This window comes from Dongia sp. P2_B8 (assembly GCF_056404715.1).
On record NZ_JBFUDM010000004.1, the window covers coordinates 184,394 to 205,727 of the forward strand.

Sequence of the window (21,334 nt, forward strand, 5' to 3'; positions counted from 1 at the left end):
ATATGACCACCCGGCCCAAGCTGCTGATCACCCGACGCCTGCCCGATGCCGTTACCAAGCGGGTCACCGCCCATTACGACGTCGAGCTGAATGCCGACGACCATGTCATGTCGGCCGACGAATTGCTGACCAAGGCCCAGGGCAAGGACGCACTGCTGGTGACCCCGGTCGACAAGATCACACCCGACCTGGTGGAAAAGCTCCCAGCTTCGGTCAAAATGATCGCTACCTTCTCGGTCGGCTACGAGCACATCAATGTCCCCGCGCTGAAGGCGCGCGGTGTCAAAGCCTCGAACACGCCGGACGTGTTGACCGACGCCACCGCCGATATCGCCCTCCTCTTGCTGCTGGGTGCCGCCCGACGCGCCTATGAAGGCGAGCGCGCCGTCCGTGAGGGCACTTGGAAATCCTGGTCGACCGTCTACATGCTGGGTGTTCACGCGACCGGCAAGCGGCTCGGCATTTTCGGCATGGGCCGTATCGGCCAGGCTGTCGCCAAGCGCGCCCGCGCCTTTGACATGCCGATCCATTACTATAACCGCAGCCGCCTTTCGCCCGACCTGGAACAGGGCGCGATTTACCACAAGACCGCTGAAGACATGCTGCCGCATTGCGACTTTCTGTCGATCAATGCGCCGGGTGGGGCTGATACCCAGCATTGGCTGAATGCACAGCGCATCGCGCTGATGCCCGACGGTGCAATTGTCGTCAACACCGCGCGTGGCGGTCTGGTCGATGACAACGCCCTCATCGCGGCCCTGAAATCCGGCAAGCTGTTCGCAGCTGGCCTCGACGTGTTCGAGAACGAGCCCAATCTCAACCCGGCCTACCGGGAACTGTCGAACGTCTTCCTGCTGCCGCATCTGGGCAGCGCCACGATCGACACCCGCAATGCCATGGGCTTCAAGGCACTCGACAATCTCGATGCCTTCTTCGCCGGCAAGGCACTGATCGATCCGATTGCGTAGTGCGCACGAATGCTGGGGAACTAGAACGTCATGCCCGGGCCTACTCTTGAATCAAGAATGGCCGGGCATCCACACTCTCAACTGCAGCAGTGAATCCCCGGGTCTTCGCCCGGGGATAACGACGTTGTTGAGAACAATTCTTCAAACAATCGCGACCGGCATGCCGAAGGCCTTGCCGACAGCATCCAGGCGACGCTGCACCGCCTCGCCGAACAGGGCGCCGGCATCCTGTGGCAGATGCAATTCCAGGCGGTCATTGCGCTTCTCGATCGAGGTCAGGTTGAGCATACGCTCGGTCCCGGCACTCAGGGCATAGGCCAGACGCAAGGCGGCACCAGCACGGGCTGCGAAATCCTTGTCACTGTCTTCCAGCAGGCTCGGCAGGTTCTGGATATAGGGGGCGTCCGGCCCGTCGCCATAGCGTGTCGCGATGATGAGCGCCAACACCACGCGTTCGGGATGCGTAATGCCGGCCACAGGCAGGCGCAGCACGCGCAGGAAGGCGTGTTCGGCGCGATAATCAGGATGCTCGCGCCAGGCGATGTCGGAGAGCAGGCAAGCGGCCTCACGCAACCGCGCCCGCGCCTTGCCTTCAGAGCGGAACAAGGGCGCCAGCCAATCGTCGAGAAGATCGCTCACTGATCCAAAACGGCCGTCGGCACCCGCAAGATCGGCACAGCCAACCAGCAACGGATCGCCCTGCTGGGCAGCCGCGTCCAAGGTGCTGAACAAATACCCCTCACGCAAGCCATAGGCGGAATAGAGTACGCATTCGGGCTTCACCGCCTTGATCAGACGCTCCAACACCAGCGCACCATAGGGCAATGTTTCCATGCGCCGCCGCGACATGCCGACGATGTTGGTGAGGGATTTCTTGCCAAGATGCGCGAGCACATTGGAGAGCTCTTCGCTCTGCCGCCGCGACATCCGGTATTCATGGATCACATGCAGCGGGTAATGCGTCTGCTCCATGTGGATGCGCGCCAGCGACCGCCAGGTGCCGCCCACCGGATAGAGCGTCTTGCCTTTGACCTCCGACAGCCAGGACAGCTTCTCAAGCTGCCGGTCAATCAGCCGCTGCGCGTCGTCAATATTGCCGTTGGTGGCTTCGACCAGGCGCAACGGACCCAGGGGCAAGGTCACATGTTCACGGATCTGCCCAGCCTGCAGCCGCACCAGTTCCAGGCTGCCACCACCCAGATCGCCCATTAGCCCGTCAGCTTCCGGAATGCCGGCGAGCACACCTAAAGCGGAGAGCTTGGCTTCGTCTTCGCCACTGACAATCCGCACCTTGCGGCCGGTCTGCTTTTCGATCTGCGCTGCAAAGGCCGCGCCGTCCTTGGCGTCGCGTACCGCTGCGGTCGCCAACAAAGCGATACTCTCGACACCCATGGCTTCCGCCATTGTGACAAAGCGCCGGATATTGACGATCGCTGCCTCGGTCCCGTCCGGATTGAGCAGGCCATGCCGCTCAAGCCCCTTGCCAAGGCCGGGCTGCGCTTTTTCATTGAACACCGGCACCGGACAGCGCGACCTTTTGTCGAAGACGACCAGACGCAGGGAATTGGAACCGATATCGATCACCGCCACACGCCCGGATTTGGTGGCCCGTGCGGTGGCAGTGGCCTTGCGGAGAGATGCTGTCACTATCAGGCCTTCGGCAAATCCAGTTTTGAAATCTTCTTTTGCTTTTTCAACGCCGATCCACGGCCTGATAGGCTGGGATTGGTCATGAAATAGGTATGTGCGCTGAACCCGACCACACCTTCGGCCGGCGACAGCCGGTGATAAATACCATCGGAATCAAGTTCCCAGCTTTGCAGATTGTCCTTCAGATTCGCCATCATGATCTGATCGAGCACCTGCTGATGCACAGTCGGGTTTTCCACCGGCACCATGATCTCCAATCGCCGGTCCATGTTACGTGGCATCCAGTCTGCCGAGGAAATAAATACCTTGGCGTGACGCGATGGCAAGGCATGTCCATTGCCAAAGCAGATAATGCGCGAATGTTCGAGGAAACGGCCGATGATGCTCTTGACGCGAATATTCTCCGACAATCCTTTGACGCCCGGCCGCAAGCAGCAGACACCGCGAATGATCAGCATGATTTTGACACCGGCCTGGCTCGCCCGGTAAAGCGCATCTATGAGGCCGTTGTCCACCAGGGAATTCAGCTTCACCCAGATCGCTCCGGCACGCCCCGCCTTTGCATGCTCGATCTCGTCGTCGATCAGCTTCAGGATGGTCGACCGCAGGGTTGTGGGCGCGAATGCCACCTTCTCGGTCGATTGCGGGCGCGCATAACCTGTCATGTAGTTGAACAGCTTCGCCGCATCATGGCACAGGCCAGGCTCGCTGGTGAAGAAGCTGAGATCGGTATAGACCTTCGCCGTAATCGGATGATAGTTGCCAGTACCAAAATGCACATAGGTCTTGAGGCCGCCACCTTCGCGCCGCATCACCATCGATACCTTGGCATGCGTCTTCAACGCCACGAAGCCATACACAACCTGCACGCCGGCACGCTCCAGATCACGCGCCCAGCGGATGTTGGCGGCTTCGTCAAAGCGAGCTTTCAACTCGACCAGCGCCGTAACCGATTTGCCGGCTTCTGCGGCCTCGATCAGTGCTTTGACAATGGGGCTGTCGTCGCTGGTGCGATAGAGCGTCTGCTTGATCGCGACCACGTTCGGGTCACGCGCCGCCTGCAGCACAAACTGCACGACGACGTCGAAACTTTCATAGGGGTGATGGACAACAATGTCCTTGGTGCGGATGGCAGCAAAACAATCGCCACCCATTTCGCGGATTCGTTCCGGAAAGCGCGGATTGAACGGCTGGAATTTGAGATCCGGTCGGTCGCCGATCAATTGTGAGGTAGCGCCGAGGCCAAGCAGGCCATCCAGCACGAACACGTCTTCCCTGTCGACGTCGAGTTCGTCGATGATGAAGGAGAGCAATTCCTCTGGCATCTCGGAATTGACCTTGAGGCGAATGACCAGGCCGCGACGCCGCCGCTTCAGCGCCGATTCATAGTGCCGCACCAGATCTTCGGCTTCTTCGAGGATTTCGATTTCGCTGTCCCGGATAAGGCGGAAATAACCATTGCTGATCACCTCGAAGCCCGGAAACAGCCGGTCGAGATAAAGCCCCACCACCGCTTCCAGAGTCAGGAAGCGGACATTGTAGGGGTCCTTGCCCGGCAGGCGGATAAAGCGCGGCAACAGGTTGGGCAGCATGATGAGCGCCCGCATCGGCTTGCCGTCGCTCAACTGCCGCAGTTCCAACACGACCGAAAAACCGAGATTAGGAATGAAGGGAAACGGGTGCGCCGGGTCGACCGCCATCGGCGTCAAGACGGGGAAAATCTGATCCATGAAATGGTTGTCGAGCCATTCCTTTTCAGCCCCCGTCACTTCCGAGGGTTCGACCACCGAAATTCCGTTGTCGCGCAGATCATCGCGCAGATTGCGCCAATGCTCCTGCTGCGCACGCATTAACTCGCCGGAACGCTGATTGATCGCCGCCAGCTGCTGCACTGGCGTCAGGCCGTCAGCAGAGATGACATTGACATGTGCCCGCTCCTGCCCGCGCAGGCCAGCGACGCGTACCATGTAGAATTCATCGAGATTGTTGGCGGAGATCGACAGGAACCGCACCCGCTCAAGCAGCGGATGGGTCTTATTGCCGGTTTCTTCCAGCACCCGTTCGTTAAAGGCCAGCCACGAAAGTTCGCGGTTGATGAAGCGGTTCAGCGCATCCGGCTGATATTTCGGTTCGACCAATTGTGCATCGTCCACGGGCAACTTCCTGCGTTTATCCGACCCTGCTCTACACCCCGCATCCGGCCCGCGCCCGAACCGGCGCTGGCTAAAGACGGCCACCTCGCTTACAGTATAGAACACTCGAATGGTGGTGGGTATTCCTTATAAATCAATTACTTCAATTTGATGACAGAATGAAGACACTGATCCTGATGCGTCACGCTAAATCGGCCTGGGACGCTGGCCAAGTGGCCGATCACGACCGCACATTGTCGTCCCGGGGACGCGAAACCGCCCCATTGATGGGGGCGTGGATGGCCGCGCAGAAACTAAGGCCGGACATGGTTCTCTGTTCCACGGCGACGCGGGTGGTCGAGACCTTGGCGCTGCTGCGTCCGACCCTGCCCGACAATGTCGATGTGAAAGAAAAGGAAGCCCTCTATATGGCTCTGCCGCGAGAAATCCTGGCGGTCATCTCCAAGATCAAGGACAAGGTCGATACCTTGCTGGTGCTCGGCCACAACCCAGGCATCGGCAGCCTGGCCCATTGGCTGGCTGGCCAGGGTGACAAGCGGGCGTTGGAGCGCATGCGTGACAAGTTCCCCACCGCTGGGATCGCCGTCATAGATTTTGATATTGCCGCCTGGCGTGAATTGGATGGCGAACAGGGCAACCTGCGTCAATTCATGACGCCCAAGGATCTCGCCAAGGCCTAATCAATCCTCGGCCCAGAATTTCTTCTGAGCCCGGAAGCCCTCCCAGGTTGCCCGAAATCCTGCCAAATCCTGGCTGATGCGCCGCGACTGCCAACCCAGCACGACACCTTGGAGGAGATTGATGTCGGCAGCGCCGAGGCCGCGCTCGCTTGCCAACCGGCCGATCAATTCGACCAGCAGATGCCGTCCGACCACGGCATCGTTCAGTGAGCCAAGATGATCCTGAATGGCCCCGAGATGCAGGAGATATTTGTCGGTCCGTTTGGCGCGGTAGAGCGAGGCGAAGGCCTGGGCACCATAGCGCATTTTCTTGGCCAGTAGGCGCAGGCGGTGGAGTTCCACTTCCGACAGTTCAGCGTGTTCCCCACCCAATCTCACCAGACGCTTATGTGCCTTGCCCAGCCATTCGTCGGCAAACTCGCGTACCGGGCGGTCGAGCCCGAACTGCGCCACGGCGCTGCGACCGCGCCAATCATCGGCCAGCAGCAGGCGATAGATCTGCAAGAGCATGACGGCATAACGCGGATTGTCGAGGGCTTGATGGGCCCGGCGACGCGCTTCCGCACGCGCCGCTTTGGCAACATTCAGCAGCGGGCCGACAGCAGTCTGTCCCAACAGGCGCGCCTGCATCGGCACCAACGTCTCGGCAATCAAGACATCAAGATCGCGGGCAGGACCGAATTGCCGCTGCAGCCAGCGAAGGTCGATCGACATCGCCGCATGGGCGCCATCGTCGATCAGTTCACGATAGGCACCGATGGTGGCGCGAAAGCGGCGAATGGCGACACGAAACTGATGGATGGCTTCGTCATCCTCGCTCTCGTGGATTGCCGCCTCGTTAGCGCGCAGCTGATCGAGGCAACTGCGGACGATGGCCCCAAAGGCGTCCCCGGCCGTGCCCTTGCGGGCAAGTTCGAGCGGTTCCGCCCGAACCGGCTCGGCCTTGAAGCCATCAGCCAGCGCATAGCCACGCGCAGCCTTGGTCGCCAGGCCGAGGCGCGCTGGTACATCCTCCACCAGACGTTCCGCGCAATGGAACAGGTCGACCGGCTGCCCGGACTTTAGTTCCAACTCGATTTCGGCAATCGGCGCTCGCAGGTGCTTGGCCTGGGCCGATTTGGTATCGATGCTGCCGATATCCAGCGCAACCTCGATCTGGCTGTCACCACGTGTAACGAGCCATGCCGCGCGCTCAAAGCGCGTGGTAAAGACCGGGCGCAATTGCGCCATGATATTGGCGCGCTGCAGGCGTTGGCGAAGCTTGGCGTCGTTGATAGCTGATAGCAGCGGCCGGGTGCCCTTGATCTCCGATTCAAACTCCAGATAGGATTGCAAGCCATCGAGCCCACCGCCTGGCACCTTCAAAGTCTGGATGCGCCTGGTGCCGATGTGCCGGACGCGCAACGCCATGCCACGACCTTTCAGCCATGAATCGGGCGTGTCGAAGTAAGTCGTCTCCAAAACAGACGTCTTGGCCGGCGCCGACGCCCCCAGCAACCGACGCAGCGTCGTCGGTCGCACTTTCGCCGCCCCGCCCGGCAGCGTCAGCTTCAATTCAATCTCTTGGTTCTTCATGGTCCCCAACCGCCTGCGGCGCGATCCTAAACAGTGGTTCGCGGCAGAGAAAATGACGGTTTGATGACAATCTCAGCCAAACGATCAAAAATCTTACACCTTCACAACTCCGTGAACAGCGGCCATTCCGCTGCTAAGCTCTCGACAAATAGGCATACTGCCCGTGTCTCATTCACAGCCATCACTCTGGAATCGGAGGGAAAAGCCATATGAATCGCCTGAAATTGCTGCTCGGAGCCGCCGCCATCGTCGTCGCCATGGGGGGCGTCGTCGCCACTGTCGCCGCGGAGACCCCGCGCCAGGATGCGATGAAGGAGATGGGCAAAAACATGAAGGCCATCAAAGGGATCATCGATGCGGGTGGCCCGGCCGCCGACGTCACCGCTGCGGCACAGAAGGTCGCAGAGATCGCAGCCAAGATTCCGGACTTGTTCCCCACAGGGTCCGATACCGCCGATGACGAAGCCAGCGCCAAGATATGGGAAAGCTGGGACGACTTTACGGCGAAGGCGAAATCACTCGGCGACGAAGCAACTCTGCTGGCCTCTGCCGCCGGCGGTGGCGATATGGCAACGGTTGGCGCCCAGTTCGAGAAGGTCGGCGGCGCCTGCGGCACCTGCCACAAGGCTTTCCGCGAAAAGAAGAACTGATCAGGCGATCGATTATTGGCGGCAGCCCGATATCAAGCGGGCTGCCGTTTTCCTTACTTCAGGCTGCTGAGATATTCGGCAATGGCATGGATATCGGCATCCGGCAGTTTCGCAATATTCTGTTGCACCTCGCCCATGCCGCCGCTCGACAAATCGTCATAGAAGCCTTCTTCGCCTTCCTTGAGCCCGGTCGCCAGATCGTCCGTATCCTTGAACTTCTTGCGACCGATCAGGTCGCGCAGGCTCGGCACCTTGCCTCGGCCTTCGGGATGCGGCCCACCTGCAAAGGCGCGCCCCTGGTCCATCATCATCAGCACATTGCGGGGCGTATGGCATTCAGCGCAATGACCGGCGCCGTTGACCAGGTAAGCACCGCGATTCCAGCTGGCCGATTGCCCGCTGTCCGCCGTGATCGGCGGCAGTTTGGCCAGAGGCTGCCACAGTCCGATGCCGCGCCGGACCACCCAGGCAAACGGCACGTCAGCAGGCTTCGGGGGCGAATTCACGGCCGGCAAGGTCAGCAGATAGGCCTTGATATCAAGGACGTCCTCGACCTTCATGCGGCCATATGAGATGTAGGGGAAGGCTGGAATATAATGCTCGCCCTGCGGCGAAACGCCGTGCTGGACAGCGTCGACGAAGGCAGCGTCGGACCAGGTACCAATGCCTGTCGCCGTATCCGGCGTGATGTTGGGCGGATAGAGCGTCCCGACCGGTGTCTTCAACGGCGCACCGCCAGATGGCAGCGCCATATCGGCACCGCTATCCTTGGCAGGGTGATGGCACGATATGCAGCCGCCGATGTGAAACAGCAATTCGCCATTGGCCTTGTCGGCCACACGGGTTGGCAAACTGGCAGCGTCGATATGGTCGGCCGACGAGGCAAAGAACAATGCCACCGCCGCCACAACGCCCGCGATCACCAGCACACTTGCCAAGCGCTTCTTCATCGCCGTCTCATTCGCAATTCCGCCATACCGGAAACATTTGCAGGTTCCCGGTATGGCGTCCAGCTTGGTGTTAAGAGTGAAATCCCCGACAACCGGTGCTATTTAACGCCGAGCACACCCTTGAGGTCTTTCAGATAATCGAGGCACTCTTCTTCGTCAGCTTCGGCGGTCGCTTCATCGATCGCCTTTGCCAGCAGCATGCTAGCCTTCTCCTTCGTGGCCGTATCGGTCAGTGCGCTGACCGTCGGCGACAACGCTTTGGCCTGGGCTTCGCAGCTGTCCGCAGCGAACGCATTCTGACCCAAACTAATCATGCCACCTGCGACCAAGGCTGCGGCAAGAAATGACTTTCCGAATGACATAGATAAACTCCCGATAGGTGGTGCCGGTACGGCGCTGAACGGCTGCCATCCATATCGGGCGTCACTGTCATCTTTCTGACTTACCGCGAGATAGTTTGCTGACAATCAGCTGTCAGCGAAATGTTCGGCCATGAGGTCTACAAAAACCCTGACCTTGGGCGACAGGTGCCGGTTTTGCGGATAAACCACATGCAGCGATACTGAATCGCTGGGATAATCCGTCAGCAGCCGTTTGACCCGGCCCTTCTTCAAATGCTCTTCCAATGTGAAGATCGGCAGCATGGCAATACCGCGGCCGGCCAGAAGCGGCTCCAACAACAGCGCACCATGATTGCTTTGGAAGGTACCGGCAACGCGCACGGTCTTGCGGCCCTGTGGTGTGCGAAAAGCCCAGTCGAACGGCGCCGGCGATTGCGTATAGACGATGCAATCGTGATYCTTGAGATCTTCCGGCCGCTTTGGCTCACCATATTTCTTGAGATATTTCGGCGCCGCACAGACATAGCGCGGGAACGTGCACAGACGTCGCGCGATCAGCGTCGAATCCGGCAATTCGGTGCGGATGCGGATGGCTGCGTCAAAGCCCTCTTCGACGAGATCGACAAAGCGGTCGCTGGCCTCGATGTTGAGGCGTAGTTTCGGATAACGTGTAGCCAGATCGTTGATCGTAGCTGCCATCTGCGTGACGCTGAAGGCATTGGGCACGCTCAGCTTCAAGGACCCGGTCGGCTCCGCCTGCAGATGCCGCACTTCGGCTTCGGCGGCCTCGAATTCATCCAGCAACCGCACCGCACGTTCAAAATAGGCATGGCCAACCTCAGTCACCGACAAGCGTCGCGTCGTGCGATGAATGAGCGTGGCGCCGAGATGCGCCTCAAGCTCGCCAATCTGCTTGGAAACCGCTGCTTTGCTGAGATTGAGGGCGCGCGCCGCAGCCGTAAAACTGCCTTGTTCCACGACCCGCCGAAAGGTCCGCATGGCGGTCAATTGATCCATGGCATTCACCCATTGTCATCGAATAGTGAACGATCTTATCACAAGCGGCCTCATTGTATCCAGGACGCCATAGGCCCAACATGCCCGCCGGTAGCCATTCTCAATCCCAGATTCCCTGCTCCAAATTCCCTGCACGCTTCCCCACCCTTTGAAGAGGCTCTCATGACCAAAGTTCTCGTTCTCTATTACTCGACCTACGGCCATATCGAGACGATGGCGGAAGCCGTCGCCGAAGGTGCACGTAAAGTCGCCGGCGCCACAGTCACTGTGAAGCGCGTGCCGGAGTTGGTTCCCGATGACGTCGCGAAGGCCGGTCATTTTAAGCTCGACCAGAAGGCCCCGATCGCCACGGTCGATGAACTTGCCGACTATGATGCGATCATTTTCGGCGCGCCGACGCGCTTTGGCGTCGCGGCCTCGCAGATGCGCAGCTTCCTCGACCAGACCGGCGGCCTGTGGGCCAAGGGGGCCCTGATCGGCAAGGCCGGGAGCGTGTTCACTTCCTCCGCCACACAGCATGGCGGCCAGGAAACCACCATCACCTCGTTCCATGCCACCCTGCTCCATCACGGCATGGTCATTGTCGGCCTGCCCTATTCCTGCGCGGCGCAGATGGGCCTCGACGAGATTAAAGGCGGCTCGCCCTATGGCGCCAGCACGATCGCTGGTGGCGACGGTAGCCGGAAACCCAGCGAACAAGAACTCGGCATGGCCCGCTTCCAGGGCGAGCATGTCGCCAAGATCGCGGCCAAGCTCGCATAACTGATCGCTCTGATCGCCGGCTGGCGACGCAAAAATGACGCAGAGAAATCTGCGTCATTTTTTTATGGCCGAATTGCTCGTTTTACGATATTTTCCATTACACATTACATTCTGAGGCGGAATATGGGCACACTAACTTTCGTCGTTTCAGCCGTGACGACCAAAGACGAAGTCGACGAACTAATTATGTTCATCCATAGCCTTATCGACCTCTTTCCGGAGGACAAAAGAATACTCGTAGACGCGTTGAATGGTGTGAACTGCAACGCGCAGAGTTTGATCGGCCTCGGGCGATTTGAGGGCGATCCTATGGCGTTCTTCGTCATCGCCTTAGATGGAGAGCCGTCGCTCGAGGCGATCTACGTTCCACCGGAACTCCGAAACCAGCGCTTGGGATCGACCCTCTTCCCATTTTTGGCGGCCGCGCTGCAGATCGAGCAGATTCCGCAAATCCGCATTCGCGCGACCCCAAAGAGCTTCCGCTTTTTCGAACGATTTGGTGCAAAGACGTCAAAAGAAGTAAGCCCCGCATCTGATAAATGGACGCTGATGGAATTCGCGCCGAGCGACTTACGACGACCTGAAAATTGGTTCGAGGATTATGTCGTCAAAAATCCGCGGGTCGCTAGTTCAGCGACGCCCGACAATTCGGTGATGTCCGACGGCGCCCAGCCGCCAGCAATGCCAGCCGCTCGCGTGGGTATTGGGCAACTGCTTCGATCAATTTCATCAGCGGTGCGGAGATTTTTACCTCCGGCCCGGTGACCTGCAGATGCATGACAAATCTCGCTGCCATGGCAGGATCTACCTCGGAAGGCAGGCCCATCACCCACGCCAGCAATTTCATCTGCACGGGCTCATGTGCAACGGCATCGAGCGCCAGCAGCGATGCACTCAACTGCGCACCATCGAGGGTATGTTCGGAACTTGGAATCATCTTCTACCTCTGCCAGGCCCGCCGCCCGGTCGCGTGAGTTTCAACAAGTGATGGCAGGTCTCCTGGCTTGCGGATCACTGTTCCCAGCCGGCCTTCCCGGAACGTTCGACGTCCCAGTGGCGTTATCGGTTGGCAACTCACCGCTCACAGTTGCGGGGGCAGCCGCGGTATCGCACCGCGTTCCCTATTAATCTCGGGCTCGACGCTTTCGCGCCGGGACTCCAAGAACCATCGCTGCGGAAATTAAGGCAGGCCCGCACCAAAGGCAAAGGCCGAAACGCCGCGCGTCGGATTGCTGGCCAATCGTTCAAGAAGCGACTGTTTTTGTCTCCCGCTTGACATGAAGCGGCGCATCCGTCATACGGGCTGCGGGCCACGCTCCCCCAACGGAGCGCTAGCGTTCTGGAAGGGACGAAATGACAAAACCGCTCCAGCGGCCGATTCGGCCGCTTTTCTCCTCCGGCCCCTGCGCCAAGCGGCCGGGCTGGACCCCCACCCTCCTCAACAATGATGACCTCAAGGTTTCGACCTTGGGCCGTTCGCATCGTTCCAAACCGGGCAAGGACCGTTTGGCCGAGGTGATCACACGGTCGCGCAAGATCCTGGGGATCCCCGCCGACTATCGCCTGGGCATTGTGCCGGCTTCCGATACCGGCGCCGTCGAGATGGCGCTTTGGTCATTGCTGGGGCCGCAGCCGATCACTGTGCTTGCCTTCGAAAGCTTCAGCGAGGAATGGGCCGGCGACATCATCAACGAATTGCATCTGCCAACGAAATTGCGGCGCGCGGATTACGGCATCCTTCCGAACCTCGCCGACATTGACCCGGCCGACGATATCGTCTTTGCCTGGAACGGCACCACCTCTGGCGTGCGCATGCCGCATGCCGATTGGATCGCTGACGACCGCTCTGGCCTCACCATCTGCGATGCGACCTCGGCGGTCTTTGCGATGGATCTCCCCTGGAACAAACTCGATGTTGTCACCTGGTCCTGGCAAAAGGTCCTGGGTGGCGAAGGCGGCCACGGCATGATTGCCCTATCGCCCCGTGCCGTGGCCCGCCTGCAATCGCATACGCCAACCTGGCCGATGCCCAAGGTCTTCCGTCTCGCCAAGGGCGGCAAGCTGATCGAAGGCATCTTCAAGGGCGAGACCATCAACACGCCTTCCATGCTGTGCGTCGAAGACCAGATCGACGCACTGAATTGGGCTGATTCAGTCGGCGGTTTGAAAGGCCTCGTCGCCCGCAGTGAAGCTAATGCACGCCATGTCGCCGATTGGGTAGCTGCCTCCGATTGGGCCGGTTTCCTCGCCGAAGATCCCGCCACGCGTTCCTGCACCAGCGTCTGCCTCAAGATCGCAGATCCCTGGTTTACGTCGCAGGATGCCGACCGGCAGCAAACAATCGCCAAGGACATCGTTTCACTGCTCGACAAGGAAGGTGTTGGCCTCGACATCGGCGCCTATCGCGATGCGCCGCCGGGTCTGCGCATCTGGTGCGGTGCCACGGTGGAAAGTGACGACATCAAAGCGCTGCTGCCCTGGCTCGACTGGGCCTACGCCAATGTTAAAGCGAATGCGACCCCGATCGCCAAGGAAGCCTGATCATGCTCAAGGTTCTTATCTCTGACGAACTCTCCCCCGCCGCCGTCCAGATTTTCAGGGAACGCGGCATCGAGGTGGTTGAAAAGACCGGCATGAAGCCGAAGGAACTCGCTGCCATGATCGGCGAGTTCGACGGCCTCGCCCTGCGGTCCGCCAGCAAGGTGACACCCGAGGTTCTCGCCGCCGCCACGAAACTGAAAGTGATCGGCCGCGCCGGCATCGGTGTCGACAATATCGACGTCAAGGCCGCGACGGCCCGTGGCATCTGTGTCATGAACACGCCGTTCGGCAACAACATCACCACCGCCGAGCATTCCGTCGGCATGATGATGGCGCTTGCCCGCCAGATCCCGGAGGCCAACAGCTCGACGCATCTTGGCAAATGGGAGAAATCCCGTTTCGTCGGCGTGGAACTCTACGCCAAGACCTTGGGGCTGGTCGGCTGCGGCAATATCGGCTCCATCGTCGCCGACCGCGCGCAAGGCCTCAAAATGAAGGTCATCGCCTACGACCCCTTCCTGTCGCCCGAGCGCGCCGTCGATCTCGGTGTTGAGAAGGTCGACTTCGACACTCTGCTGCACCGGTCCGATTTCATCAGCCTGCACACGCCCCTGACCGATCAGACCCGCAATCTCATCGACAAGGTGGCACTGGCCAAATGCAAGCCGGGTGTGCGTATCGTCAACTGCGCGCGCGGTGGCTTGATCGTCGAGGAGGATCTGAAGGCAGCGCTCGATTCCGGCCAGGTAGCCGGCGCTGCGATCGACGTGTTCCTGACAGAACCCGCGACCGAGAACATCTTGTTCGGTCATCCCAATGTCGTCTGCACCCCACATCTCGGTGCTTCATCCACCGAGGCGCAACTCAATGTTGCCATCCAGGTGGCCGAGCAGATGTCGGACTTCCTGCTGCACGGTGCCGTCACCAACGCCCTCAACATGCCCTCGGTCACCGTCGAGGAGGCGCCGCGCCTGCGCCCCTATATGAAGCTTGCCGACCAGCTCGGCGCCTTTGCCGGCCAGGCCACGGAAACCGGCATCATGAAGGTCACGGTCGAATATGAAGGCCAGGTTGCGGCCCTCAACACGCGACCGCTGACTGCACTGATGCTCCAGGGACTGCTCAAGCCGCTCCTCTCCGACAGCGTCAACATGGTCAATGCGCCGCTGGTGGCCAAGGAGCGCAACATCGACCTCACCGAAATCAAGCATGAGCGCGAGGGCGATTATCACACCCTCATCCGCCTTACCGTGGAATCGGAACGCTGGGCCCGCTCGATCGCCGGCACGCTCTTTGCTGACCAGCGCCCACGGGTGGTCGAAATCAAGGGCATCAAGATCGACGCCGAACTGGGACCGCACATGCTCTATGTGACCAATGACGACAAACCCGGCTTCATCGGCCGCCTGGGGACCCTTTTGGGCGATAATGGGATCAACATCGCGACCTTCGCCTTGGGCCGGTCAGCGCCCGGCAGGGATGCAATCGCCCTGGTGGAGATCGACGGGCCGATGCCCCCGGCACTCCTCCGCCAGGTCCAGGATCTGGCTCAGGTCCAGCAGGCTAAGCACCTCGTTTTCTGAGGAAAATGCCGTTTTGCGCCAGAAGCTTGGCGAGCCTGGCTGGCGTAGAACGGCCTACCTGCAGTCTTGCGGTTAACTTATTATTATGATTTGATCTCCTGTGAACGGTTTCGCCGGAATCGGGGGCTTGCGCTGCTACGCGCAGGTTGTTGTCCGGCAGAAGGCATCACTTAAAAGGGGTAGAAGCGATGATGAAGATTTTGTTGCCCGTGCTGGGCGCTTTGGCGCTGTCGGCCTGCGCGGTTGAGCCGCAATACGAGTTGCATCAGCAGGTTTCGGGTCTTTGCGGCTCGGCTGAAGCCAACATGAAGACCCTAGCTGACGCCAAGCCCGGCATCGCGACTGCGGTCGAAAAAAATGAAACCAGCGTCCCCGTGAGCGCCGAAGTTGCGGCATTGCTCGGCGGCGACTATCCCGACATCGCCGAAGATGGCGGCTCTGCCCCGACCCAGGATTACTGGCGCCATGTCGAACTGCGCTGGGACGATTACAACGCCGCCTGCATTGGTGCGCGTGCGCCCCAGTCTTAAAGACTTCTGGCCTTCATCAAAGCCGCCGGCTGGCATGTGCCCCGGCGGCTTTTTTGTTGCCCGGACACGGCAACCATCAAGCATCGGATTTAGCTAAAATTATCGCCTTATCGTATTGATTTTGCTGTAATATTTCTGTGTGTGTCTTTCCGGGACAGACCCCCGGTGATATCTTCTTCGGAACGACTCATCCGGTCTTATCCGGGATCCAAGGAGCGGATCGATGCACAGCAGCAAGCTGATCCTGATTGCCGGCCGGAACCCGGTCCTCGCCCAGGAACTGGAAGAAATGGTGTGGCCAGCCGGCTACGAGATTCGTGCCCTGACAAGCATCGAACTCGGCCTGCTCGACATCGATCGGCTGCGCCACAGTCTCGACGTGCTGGCGCCGCATCTCATCATCAACACCATCGGCTATGCCTCACCGGACAGTGCAGAAAGCCACCGCACCATTACCCAGGCGCGCAATCACTGGTCCGTGGGCGATCTTGCGGAAGCGGCTGGCGAGCGCGACATTCCCCTTCTCCACCTCTCCTCTGACCAGGTTTTTGCCGGCGACAAATTCGGCGCCTATCTGGAAACCGATCAGCCGGACGCCATCAGCGTCTTTGGCCAGGCACAGGCTGCGGGCGAAGCGGAGGTCGCCGCCCACTGCCGCAACTTTGCCATCCTGCGCACCGGCTGGCTGTTCGGCGCCAAGGGCCACAATATGCTCAAGACCATGCTGTCCCTGGGCAAGCGCGGCGGGCGCGTCCATGTGCCCAATGACCATATAGCCGGCCCAACCCCCGTGCGGGAACTCTGCGCCGCCTTGCGCCGTATCGGCCTCAGCCTGATGGCACAAGAAATCAGCGGTGGTGCGATCCTCCATTTCTGCGGCAGGCCGGCAGCAACCTGGTTCGAATTCGCCAGCCACGCCTTGCAGCAGGCAACGCCCTATCAGCTGCCGCCGGAACTGGTGCCGATCACACCCAACCGTTTCGGTGTCACCGGGGCCCCGGCGCGGCGCACGGAGCTCGACTGTTCTCGCGCCCGTCATTTGTTCCAGTTGGAGCAGCCGGACTGGCGCCGTGCCCTCGACGATTGCGTCGAGGAGATCTGCCTTGCAGATATCAAGCCGGTGGACGGCCTGCAGCCCTACAAGGCAGACCCCGTGCCTTACCGCACCATGGTCCCCGAATACCGCCGTCGCGGTGCCCTGCCTTACGGCGTGGCCAGCGATCGACGGCAGGCGGACCGCTAACGGCGGCTAGTCGGCACTCTTCGGGAAGGCGGGCAGCTTCTTGATGTCACTGGCGTCGTGCTGCACCACCAGCACAGCCTTCAACGTCTTGGCCATGTGACGCATCCGATCCATCGAGGCAAGGGACTGCGCGCGGTCGGTGTTGAAAGGTGGCACGCCGTCATTCTTGAACTGCTCCTCGAAATGCACGATATCGCCGCTCAACAGCACCGGGCCCATTTTCGCCAGGCGAACCAGCAGGGCATAGCTCCCTGGGGTATGACCCGGCATCGACAGCATCACGACCGAGCCATCGCCATAGATATCCTTGTCACCGACGACTGGCTCAACAGGCGATCCGTTCTTCAGCCACGGCGCCAGCAGATCGGGCGCCGCCCCGAAAGGAAGCGGATCGCTCTTCATGGCGTCCAGGTCCGCTTTGCCCATCAGCAATTTGGCCTTCGGGAAGTCCGCTGCTTGGCCGATATGGTCAAAATGGTAATGGCTGATGCCGACGGTCGCGATATCCGCTGGCTTGACGCCGAGCTTTTCCAGCTGAACCGGCAAAGTTTCCGCCAAGGTGGGTGACATCGGCGCGTCATCCTTGAACGGCGCCTTCAGCAAGCCCGCCGGCAGGCCGGTATCCCACATCAGATATTCTTTGTCGTGCTGGATCAGGTAGCAACTGTCGGTGAGTGTCCGAGACTTCCCATCATAGTCATAAGTGTCGGAAAAAGAGCTGAGATCCTTGATCTTGACGGAGCCGCAATCCAGGCGCCACAGCTTGACCTCAGCCGCTGCGGCAGCTTGTGCAACAGCCAGAGCGCCGGTCATGGCCAAGATGAATGTCGCTATCTTCATGATTTCTCTCCAATCGGGTGACGTGGGACAGACTATGCCGGGCCACGCGCCGAGCCATGCGCCGGAACCGCTACCGACTGAGCCCGAAACGCTCACTTGTCATTTGCCGGACACGGGCGCCGCGGATAGGATTGCCTGATGGACATACCCACTCCCCAAGAGGCCCTTCGGAAGCTGCTGCTGGAGCGCCTGCGTCCGCTGGCCTTGGCGCCCGGCCGCGCCCGGAAGACCCATGGCATGCATGTCCATGGCAGCCAGCTCTTCACCTATTGCTGTTTTACCACCGAGCGCATCGCCGCCTTTGAACCATCGCGCGCCCTTATCGGCATCGTGCTGAATGGCGCCAAGGAGTTTTGGTTTGGCGATGTCGGGCAACGCTTTCCCGCCGGCCACGTCTTCGTGCTGCCGGCCGGCGCAAAGCTCGACGTGGTCAATATTCCCGATGAGCGCAAAGGCCGGTACGAGGCGCTGATCGTCGAGGTTCCCAACATGCCGCCGGCCATTGCAGCGTTGCCGCATATCGCTAAGTCAGGCGACCGTCAGGCCAAGCATGACGTGACCCTGACGGCTGAGCTGGTCGACGCACTGGTGCATGCTGCCCTGACACTCGCAACCTCGGATCACGCGGAGATTCTGGCCGAGCATCGTCTGGCGGAAGTTCTGATGCTGCTGCGAAATGATCCGGCCGCATGCTGCCTTTTCGATGTCTCCTTGCGCGAGCGGGTCGGCCGCATGGTCGTGGCGGAGCCATCGCGCAATTGGACTGCCGACACCATCGCCGCCAAGCTCGGCATGGGTGCCTCCACCCTGCGCCGCCGCCTCGCCCATGACGGCACGGCGTTGCGCGAAATTCTTGCAACAGCACGCATGCAGGTTGCACGCAATCTTCTCGAAACTGGCGCAGGCAATGTCACAGCCGCCGCCGAGGCCGCGGGATATGCCTCGCGCTCCCATTTCATCCGCCGCTTCCGCAGCGTATTTGGCAGCACACCCAGTGAGCATCGCCTGAGACGGATTTAGCACTGAGGCGGCTTTAGCACCGGTCTCCAATCGATACATTCTGGGGCGCTGTCGCCAGGAAATCCTTGCGCTTCCTCCCCGTTTCGTGCGCCACGTCACAATCTTGCGCCGAGCCGGCGAACCCAGCCTTCTCGCGTCGCGCCACAGACTCAGATGAGGGTTCATCCGAGCCCTCGATGATCGAGAGGGCTGTGTCATGCGGAAATCTCAGCTTCTAGTGGCCGGTGCCGTCGCACTGGCACTATCGATTGCCACCCTCCAGCCGGCGCGAGCCGACTGGCATCTCGACAATGTCGACTATTTCGACGACGACGGCGATTGGGTGGAATTCTGGTCGGACGACGAAGGTCACAGGCTGATCTTCGTGATCGAGGATGGCGAGACGATCCACTACATCGCCGACGGGTTTGACAATCCGAATCCTGACGAAGGCAGCGGGAGCCAAGAAGACTTTGATAACCTTGAGGATATTCTGAAGAAGCATGGCGCCGGCCTGCGGCGCCTGACCAATCTCGCCGGCACGCCCTTGGGCCATGCCTTGCTGCGCAGTGGCGGCCTCATTGATCCCTATCATAACCCCGCAGATGTTGGTTACGAGGATGGCGGCGGATTCAGCAACGGGACCGGCGGCGGCTTCACTCCCGGCAATGGCAGCCCGACCGACCAGTTGAAACGCCATCTCGGCAAGGGCAATAAGAGCAAGGGCGACGGCGATGATGGCGACGATCTGAAGCCAGGTACCGTCGGACTGTTCGATGACGACATGCCGGGTCCGCCAGAGATCGTGAATCCAAACCCGGCCAGCGTGTTCAGCCAGAACAATGAGGGACGGTCACATGAGCCTGACAATGGCAGCCAAGGCGGATCCGGCGGCGGCGGTGGCTCCGGCGGTGCCGCCGGGGAACACGCGGCCGCTGGCGCACCATAGGGCGGGTCAAAAGAAAAAGCCGGCTTTGCAGCCGGCTTTTTCACGTTCGGTATCGGGGTTGGACTTAGAACAGACCCTCGACTTCATGCTTGTCGTTGAGGCGAATATGGTTCGCTGACGGCACGCGCGGCAAGCCCGGCATGGTCATGATCTCGCCGCAGACGACGACGATGAACTCGGCGCCGGCCGACAAGCGAATCTCGCGGATCGGCACGACATGGTTCGACGGTGCCCCTTTGAGGTTGGGATCGGTCGAGAAGCTGTACTGCGTCTTCGCCATGCAGACCGGATAGTGGCCAAAGCCGGCCTTCTCGTACTCGGCAAAGCGATCGCGCACCGATTTGTCGGCGATGATGCCCTGGGCGCCGTAGAGGCTCTGGGCGATCGTCCGCGTCTTGTCCCACAGCGACATATCATCGGGATAGAGCGGCTTGAAGTTGCTGGGGCCGTCGGTAAGCTTGACGACCGCGTTGGCGAGCGTCTCGATCCCGGCCGAGCCTGAAGACCAGTGATTGCACTCGATTGCTTCCGAGCCCAGTTCGGCGCAGAGCTGACGCACGGCATCCAGTTCCGCATCGGTATCGGCGATGAAGCGGTTGATGGCAACCACGGCCGGCACACCGAACTTCTTCACATTTTCGATATGACGGGCGAGGTTCTCGCCGCCCTTCTTCACCGCGGCAATGTTCTCCTTGCCGAGATCTTCCTTGGCCACACCACCATGCATCTTCAACGCGCGGACGGTAGCGACGATGACGGCTGCGGCAGGCTTCAGACCGGCTTTGCGGCATTTGATGTCGAAGAACTTCTCGGCACCGAGATCGGCGCCGAAGCCAGCTTCCGTCACCACGTAATCGGCAAGCTTCAGCGCTGTCGTGGTGGCGATCACCGAGTTGCAACCATGGGCGATGTTGGCGAACGGGCCACCGTGGATGAAGGCAGGGTTGTTCTCCAGCGTCTGCACGATATTGGGTGCGATCGCGTCCTTCAGCAGGACGGTCATGGCACCATCGGCCTTGAGGTCGCGGGCAAAAATCGGCTTTTTGTCGCGGGTGTAGCCGACGATGATGCTGCCCAGGCGCTTGGTGAGATCGGCGAGATCGGTCGAGAGGCAGAAGATCGCCATGACTTCCGATGCGACGGTGATGTCGAAGCCGTCTTCGCGCGGGAAGCCGTTGGAGACGCCGCCCAGCGAATTGTTGATCTGGCGCAACGCACGATCGTTCATGTCCATGACGCGGCGCCACGTGATGCGGCGGCTGTCGAAGCCCAGCTCGTTGCCCCAATAGATGTGATTGTCGATGAGGGCCGAGAGCAAGTTGTGCGCCGAACCGATGGCGTGGAAATCGCCGGTGAAATGCAGGTTGATGTCTTCCATCGGCACGACCTGAGCGTAACCGCCGCCAGCCGCACCACCCTTCACGCCGAAGCACGGGCCCAGGCTCGGTTCGCGCAGGCAGATGATGGCCTTCTTGCCGATGCGGTTGAGGCCGTCGCCCAAGCCCACCGTGGTTGTGGTCTTGCCTTCGCCGGCCGGGGTCGGGTTGATCGCCGTCACCAGGATCAGCTTGCCGTCCTTCTGGCCTTTCAGCGACTTGATGTAATCCATTGAGATCTTGGCCTTGGTATGGCCGAAGGGCAGCAGATGTTCTTCCTTGATCCCGAGTTTCGCCGCGACTTCGCGGATCGGCTTCATTTTGGCTTCGCGAGCGATTTCGATATCGCTGCCGACCTTCTTCGACATGGAGATTCCCCTATGGATCAAGACGTTTAACAGGCCCCCAGGAAACCCGATGTTTCCCGGATGCGATGGCAGAGACTAGGTCCGATTCAGGCATTCCATCTGCCTGCCGGCGACCGATTTTTGTCGATTTCGCGCCGCCGTCAATGTCGCGATGGCGTC

19 protein-coding genes and 1 riboswitch are annotated in these 21,334 nt (G+C 60.3%); of the genes, 11 read left to right on the forward strand and 8 right to left on the reverse strand.

Features of this window, described 5'->3' with window-relative positions:
* The first annotated feature begins 2 nt into the window (after nt 1-2).
* Nucleotides 3-968 carry a 2-hydroxyacid dehydrogenase gene (locus AC1DWZ_RS14650; RefSeq protein ID WP_477169654.1) on the forward strand — a complete coding sequence of 322 codons (966 nt, stop codon included), beginning with the start codon at nt 3-5 and terminating at the stop codon, nt 966-968.
* A 141-nt stretch (nt 969-1,109) separates the two neighbouring features.
* Here AC1DWZ_RS14650 and AC1DWZ_RS14655 read toward each other — a convergent pair whose 3' ends face one another.
* Together AC1DWZ_RS14655 and AC1DWZ_RS14660 are read right to left on the reverse strand one after the other, a co-directional pair.
* The gene (locus AC1DWZ_RS14655) at nt 1,110-2,615 is read right to left on the reverse strand and encodes a Ppx/GppA phosphatase family protein (RefSeq protein ID WP_477169655.1); all 1,506 of its coding nucleotides are present in this window, start codon (nt 2,613-2,615) and stop codon (nt 1,110-1,112) included.
* Between the two features lie 2 nt (nt 2,616-2,617).
* Nucleotides 2,618-4,771: an RNA degradosome polyphosphate kinase gene (locus AC1DWZ_RS14660; RefSeq protein ID WP_477169656.1), complete on the reverse strand. Its 2,154-nt coding sequence runs from the start codon at nt 4,769-4,771 to the stop codon at nt 2,618-2,620.
* Between the two features lie 158 nt (nt 4,772-4,929).
* On the opposite strand from AC1DWZ_RS14660, the gene AC1DWZ_RS14665 reads away from it, so the two are divergent.
* Entirely contained in the window at nt 4,930-5,451 is a 522-nt protein-coding gene (locus tag AC1DWZ_RS14665; RefSeq protein ID WP_477169657.1) for a SixA phosphatase family protein, read from the forward strand.
* On the opposite strand, the gene AC1DWZ_RS14670 is transcribed toward AC1DWZ_RS14665, so the two are convergent.
* The gene (locus AC1DWZ_RS14670; protein ID WP_477169658.1) at nt 5,452-7,026 is read right to left on the reverse strand and encodes a CYTH and CHAD domain-containing protein; all 1,575 of its coding nucleotides are present in this window, start codon (nt 7,024-7,026) and stop codon (nt 5,452-5,454) included.
* A 209-nt stretch (nt 7,027-7,235) separates the two neighbouring features.
* On the opposite strand from AC1DWZ_RS14670, the gene AC1DWZ_RS14675 reads away from it, so the two are divergent.
* Nucleotides 7,236-7,676, forward strand: coding sequence for a c-type cytochrome (locus tag AC1DWZ_RS14675; protein WP_477169659.1), 441 nt, complete (start codon nt 7,236-7,238; stop codon nt 7,674-7,676).
* 53 nt (nt 7,677-7,729) lie between these two features.
* On the opposite strand, the gene AC1DWZ_RS14680 is transcribed toward AC1DWZ_RS14675, so the two are convergent.
* The 3 genes from AC1DWZ_RS14680 to AC1DWZ_RS14690 all read right to left on the reverse strand — a co-directional run bounded on the left by AC1DWZ_RS14680 (nt 7,730) and on the right by AC1DWZ_RS14690 (nt 9,984).
* A complete protein-coding gene (locus tag AC1DWZ_RS14680) occupies nt 7,730-8,626 on the reverse strand; it encodes a c-type cytochrome (protein ID WP_477169660.1) in 897 nt (298 codons plus the stop codon).
* A gap of 98 nt (nt 8,627-8,724) precedes the next feature.
* Entirely contained in the window at nt 8,725-8,988 is a 264-nt protein-coding gene (locus AC1DWZ_RS14685; RefSeq protein ID WP_477169661.1) for a hypothetical protein, read from the reverse strand.
* Nucleotides 8,989-9,093: 105 nt separating this feature from the next.
* Nucleotides 9,094-9,984 carry a LysR family transcriptional regulator gene (locus AC1DWZ_RS14690; RefSeq protein WP_477169662.1) on the reverse strand — a complete coding sequence of 297 codons (891 nt, stop codon included), beginning with the start codon at nt 9,982-9,984 and terminating at the stop codon, nt 9,094-9,096.
* A gap of 162 nt (nt 9,985-10,146) precedes the next feature.
* On the opposite strand from AC1DWZ_RS14690, the gene wrbA reads away from it, so the two are divergent.
* The 6 genes from wrbA (at nt 10,147) to AC1DWZ_RS14720 (ending at nt 16,643) form a co-directional block, all read left to right on the forward strand.
* Nucleotides 10,147-10,746: an NAD(P)H:quinone oxidoreductase gene (gene wrbA, locus AC1DWZ_RS14695; protein ID WP_477169663.1), complete on the forward strand. Its 600-nt coding sequence runs from the start codon at nt 10,147-10,149 to the stop codon at nt 10,744-10,746.
* A 123-nt stretch (nt 10,747-10,869) separates the two neighbouring features.
* Nucleotides 10,870-11,511 (forward strand): GNAT family N-acetyltransferase, encoded by a 642-nt coding sequence (locus tag AC1DWZ_RS14700; RefSeq protein WP_477169664.1) that lies wholly within the window; start codon nt 10,870-10,872, stop codon nt 11,509-11,511.
* A gap of 207 nt (nt 11,512-11,718) precedes the next feature.
* Nucleotides 11,719-11,931: riboswitch (cobalamin riboswitch) on the reverse strand.
* 168 nt (nt 11,932-12,099) lie between these two features.
* Nucleotides 12,100-13,287, forward strand: a complete 1,188-nt coding sequence (locus AC1DWZ_RS14705; RefSeq protein WP_477169665.1) for a phosphoserine transaminase — start codon at nt 12,100-12,102, stop codon at nt 13,285-13,287.
* A 2-nt stretch (nt 13,288-13,289) separates the two neighbouring features.
* Nucleotides 13,290-14,870: a phosphoglycerate dehydrogenase gene (serA, locus tag AC1DWZ_RS14710; protein ID WP_477169666.1), complete on the forward strand. Its 1,581-nt coding sequence runs from the start codon at nt 13,290-13,292 to the stop codon at nt 14,868-14,870.
* Between the two features lie 188 nt (nt 14,871-15,058).
* Nucleotides 15,059-15,400 carry a hypothetical protein gene (locus tag AC1DWZ_RS14715; RefSeq protein ID WP_477169667.1) on the forward strand — a complete coding sequence of 114 codons (342 nt, stop codon included), beginning with the start codon at nt 15,059-15,061 and terminating at the stop codon, nt 15,398-15,400.
* A 223-nt stretch (nt 15,401-15,623) separates the two neighbouring features.
* Nucleotides 15,624-16,643 carry an SDR family oxidoreductase gene (locus AC1DWZ_RS14720; protein ID WP_477169668.1) on the forward strand — a complete coding sequence of 340 codons (1,020 nt, stop codon included), beginning with the start codon at nt 15,624-15,626 and terminating at the stop codon, nt 16,641-16,643.
* A 6-nt stretch (nt 16,644-16,649) separates the two neighbouring features.
* Here AC1DWZ_RS14720 and AC1DWZ_RS14725 read toward each other — a convergent pair whose 3' ends face one another.
* Nucleotides 16,650-17,483 (reverse strand): N-acyl homoserine lactonase family protein, encoded by an 834-nt coding sequence (locus AC1DWZ_RS14725; protein WP_477169669.1) that lies wholly within the window; start codon nt 17,481-17,483, stop codon nt 16,650-16,652.
* Nucleotides 17,484-17,621: 138 nt separating this feature from the next.
* Between AC1DWZ_RS14725 and AC1DWZ_RS14730 the strand changes: the two genes are divergently transcribed.
* Nucleotides 17,622-18,503 carry a helix-turn-helix domain-containing protein gene (locus AC1DWZ_RS14730; protein ID WP_477169670.1) on the forward strand — a complete coding sequence of 294 codons (882 nt, stop codon included), beginning with the start codon at nt 17,622-17,624 and terminating at the stop codon, nt 18,501-18,503.
* A gap of 196 nt (nt 18,504-18,699) precedes the next feature.
* Entirely contained in the window at nt 18,700-19,431 is a 732-nt protein-coding gene (locus AC1DWZ_RS14735; protein WP_477169671.1) for a hypothetical protein, read from the forward strand.
* Between the two features lie 64 nt (nt 19,432-19,495).
* Here AC1DWZ_RS14735 and AC1DWZ_RS14740 read toward each other — a convergent pair whose 3' ends face one another.
* The gene (locus tag AC1DWZ_RS14740) at nt 19,496-21,175 is read right to left on the reverse strand and encodes a formate--tetrahydrofolate ligase (RefSeq protein ID WP_477169672.1); all 1,680 of its coding nucleotides are present in this window, start codon (nt 21,173-21,175) and stop codon (nt 19,496-19,498) included.
* Nucleotides 21,176-21,334 lie beyond the last annotated feature (159 nt).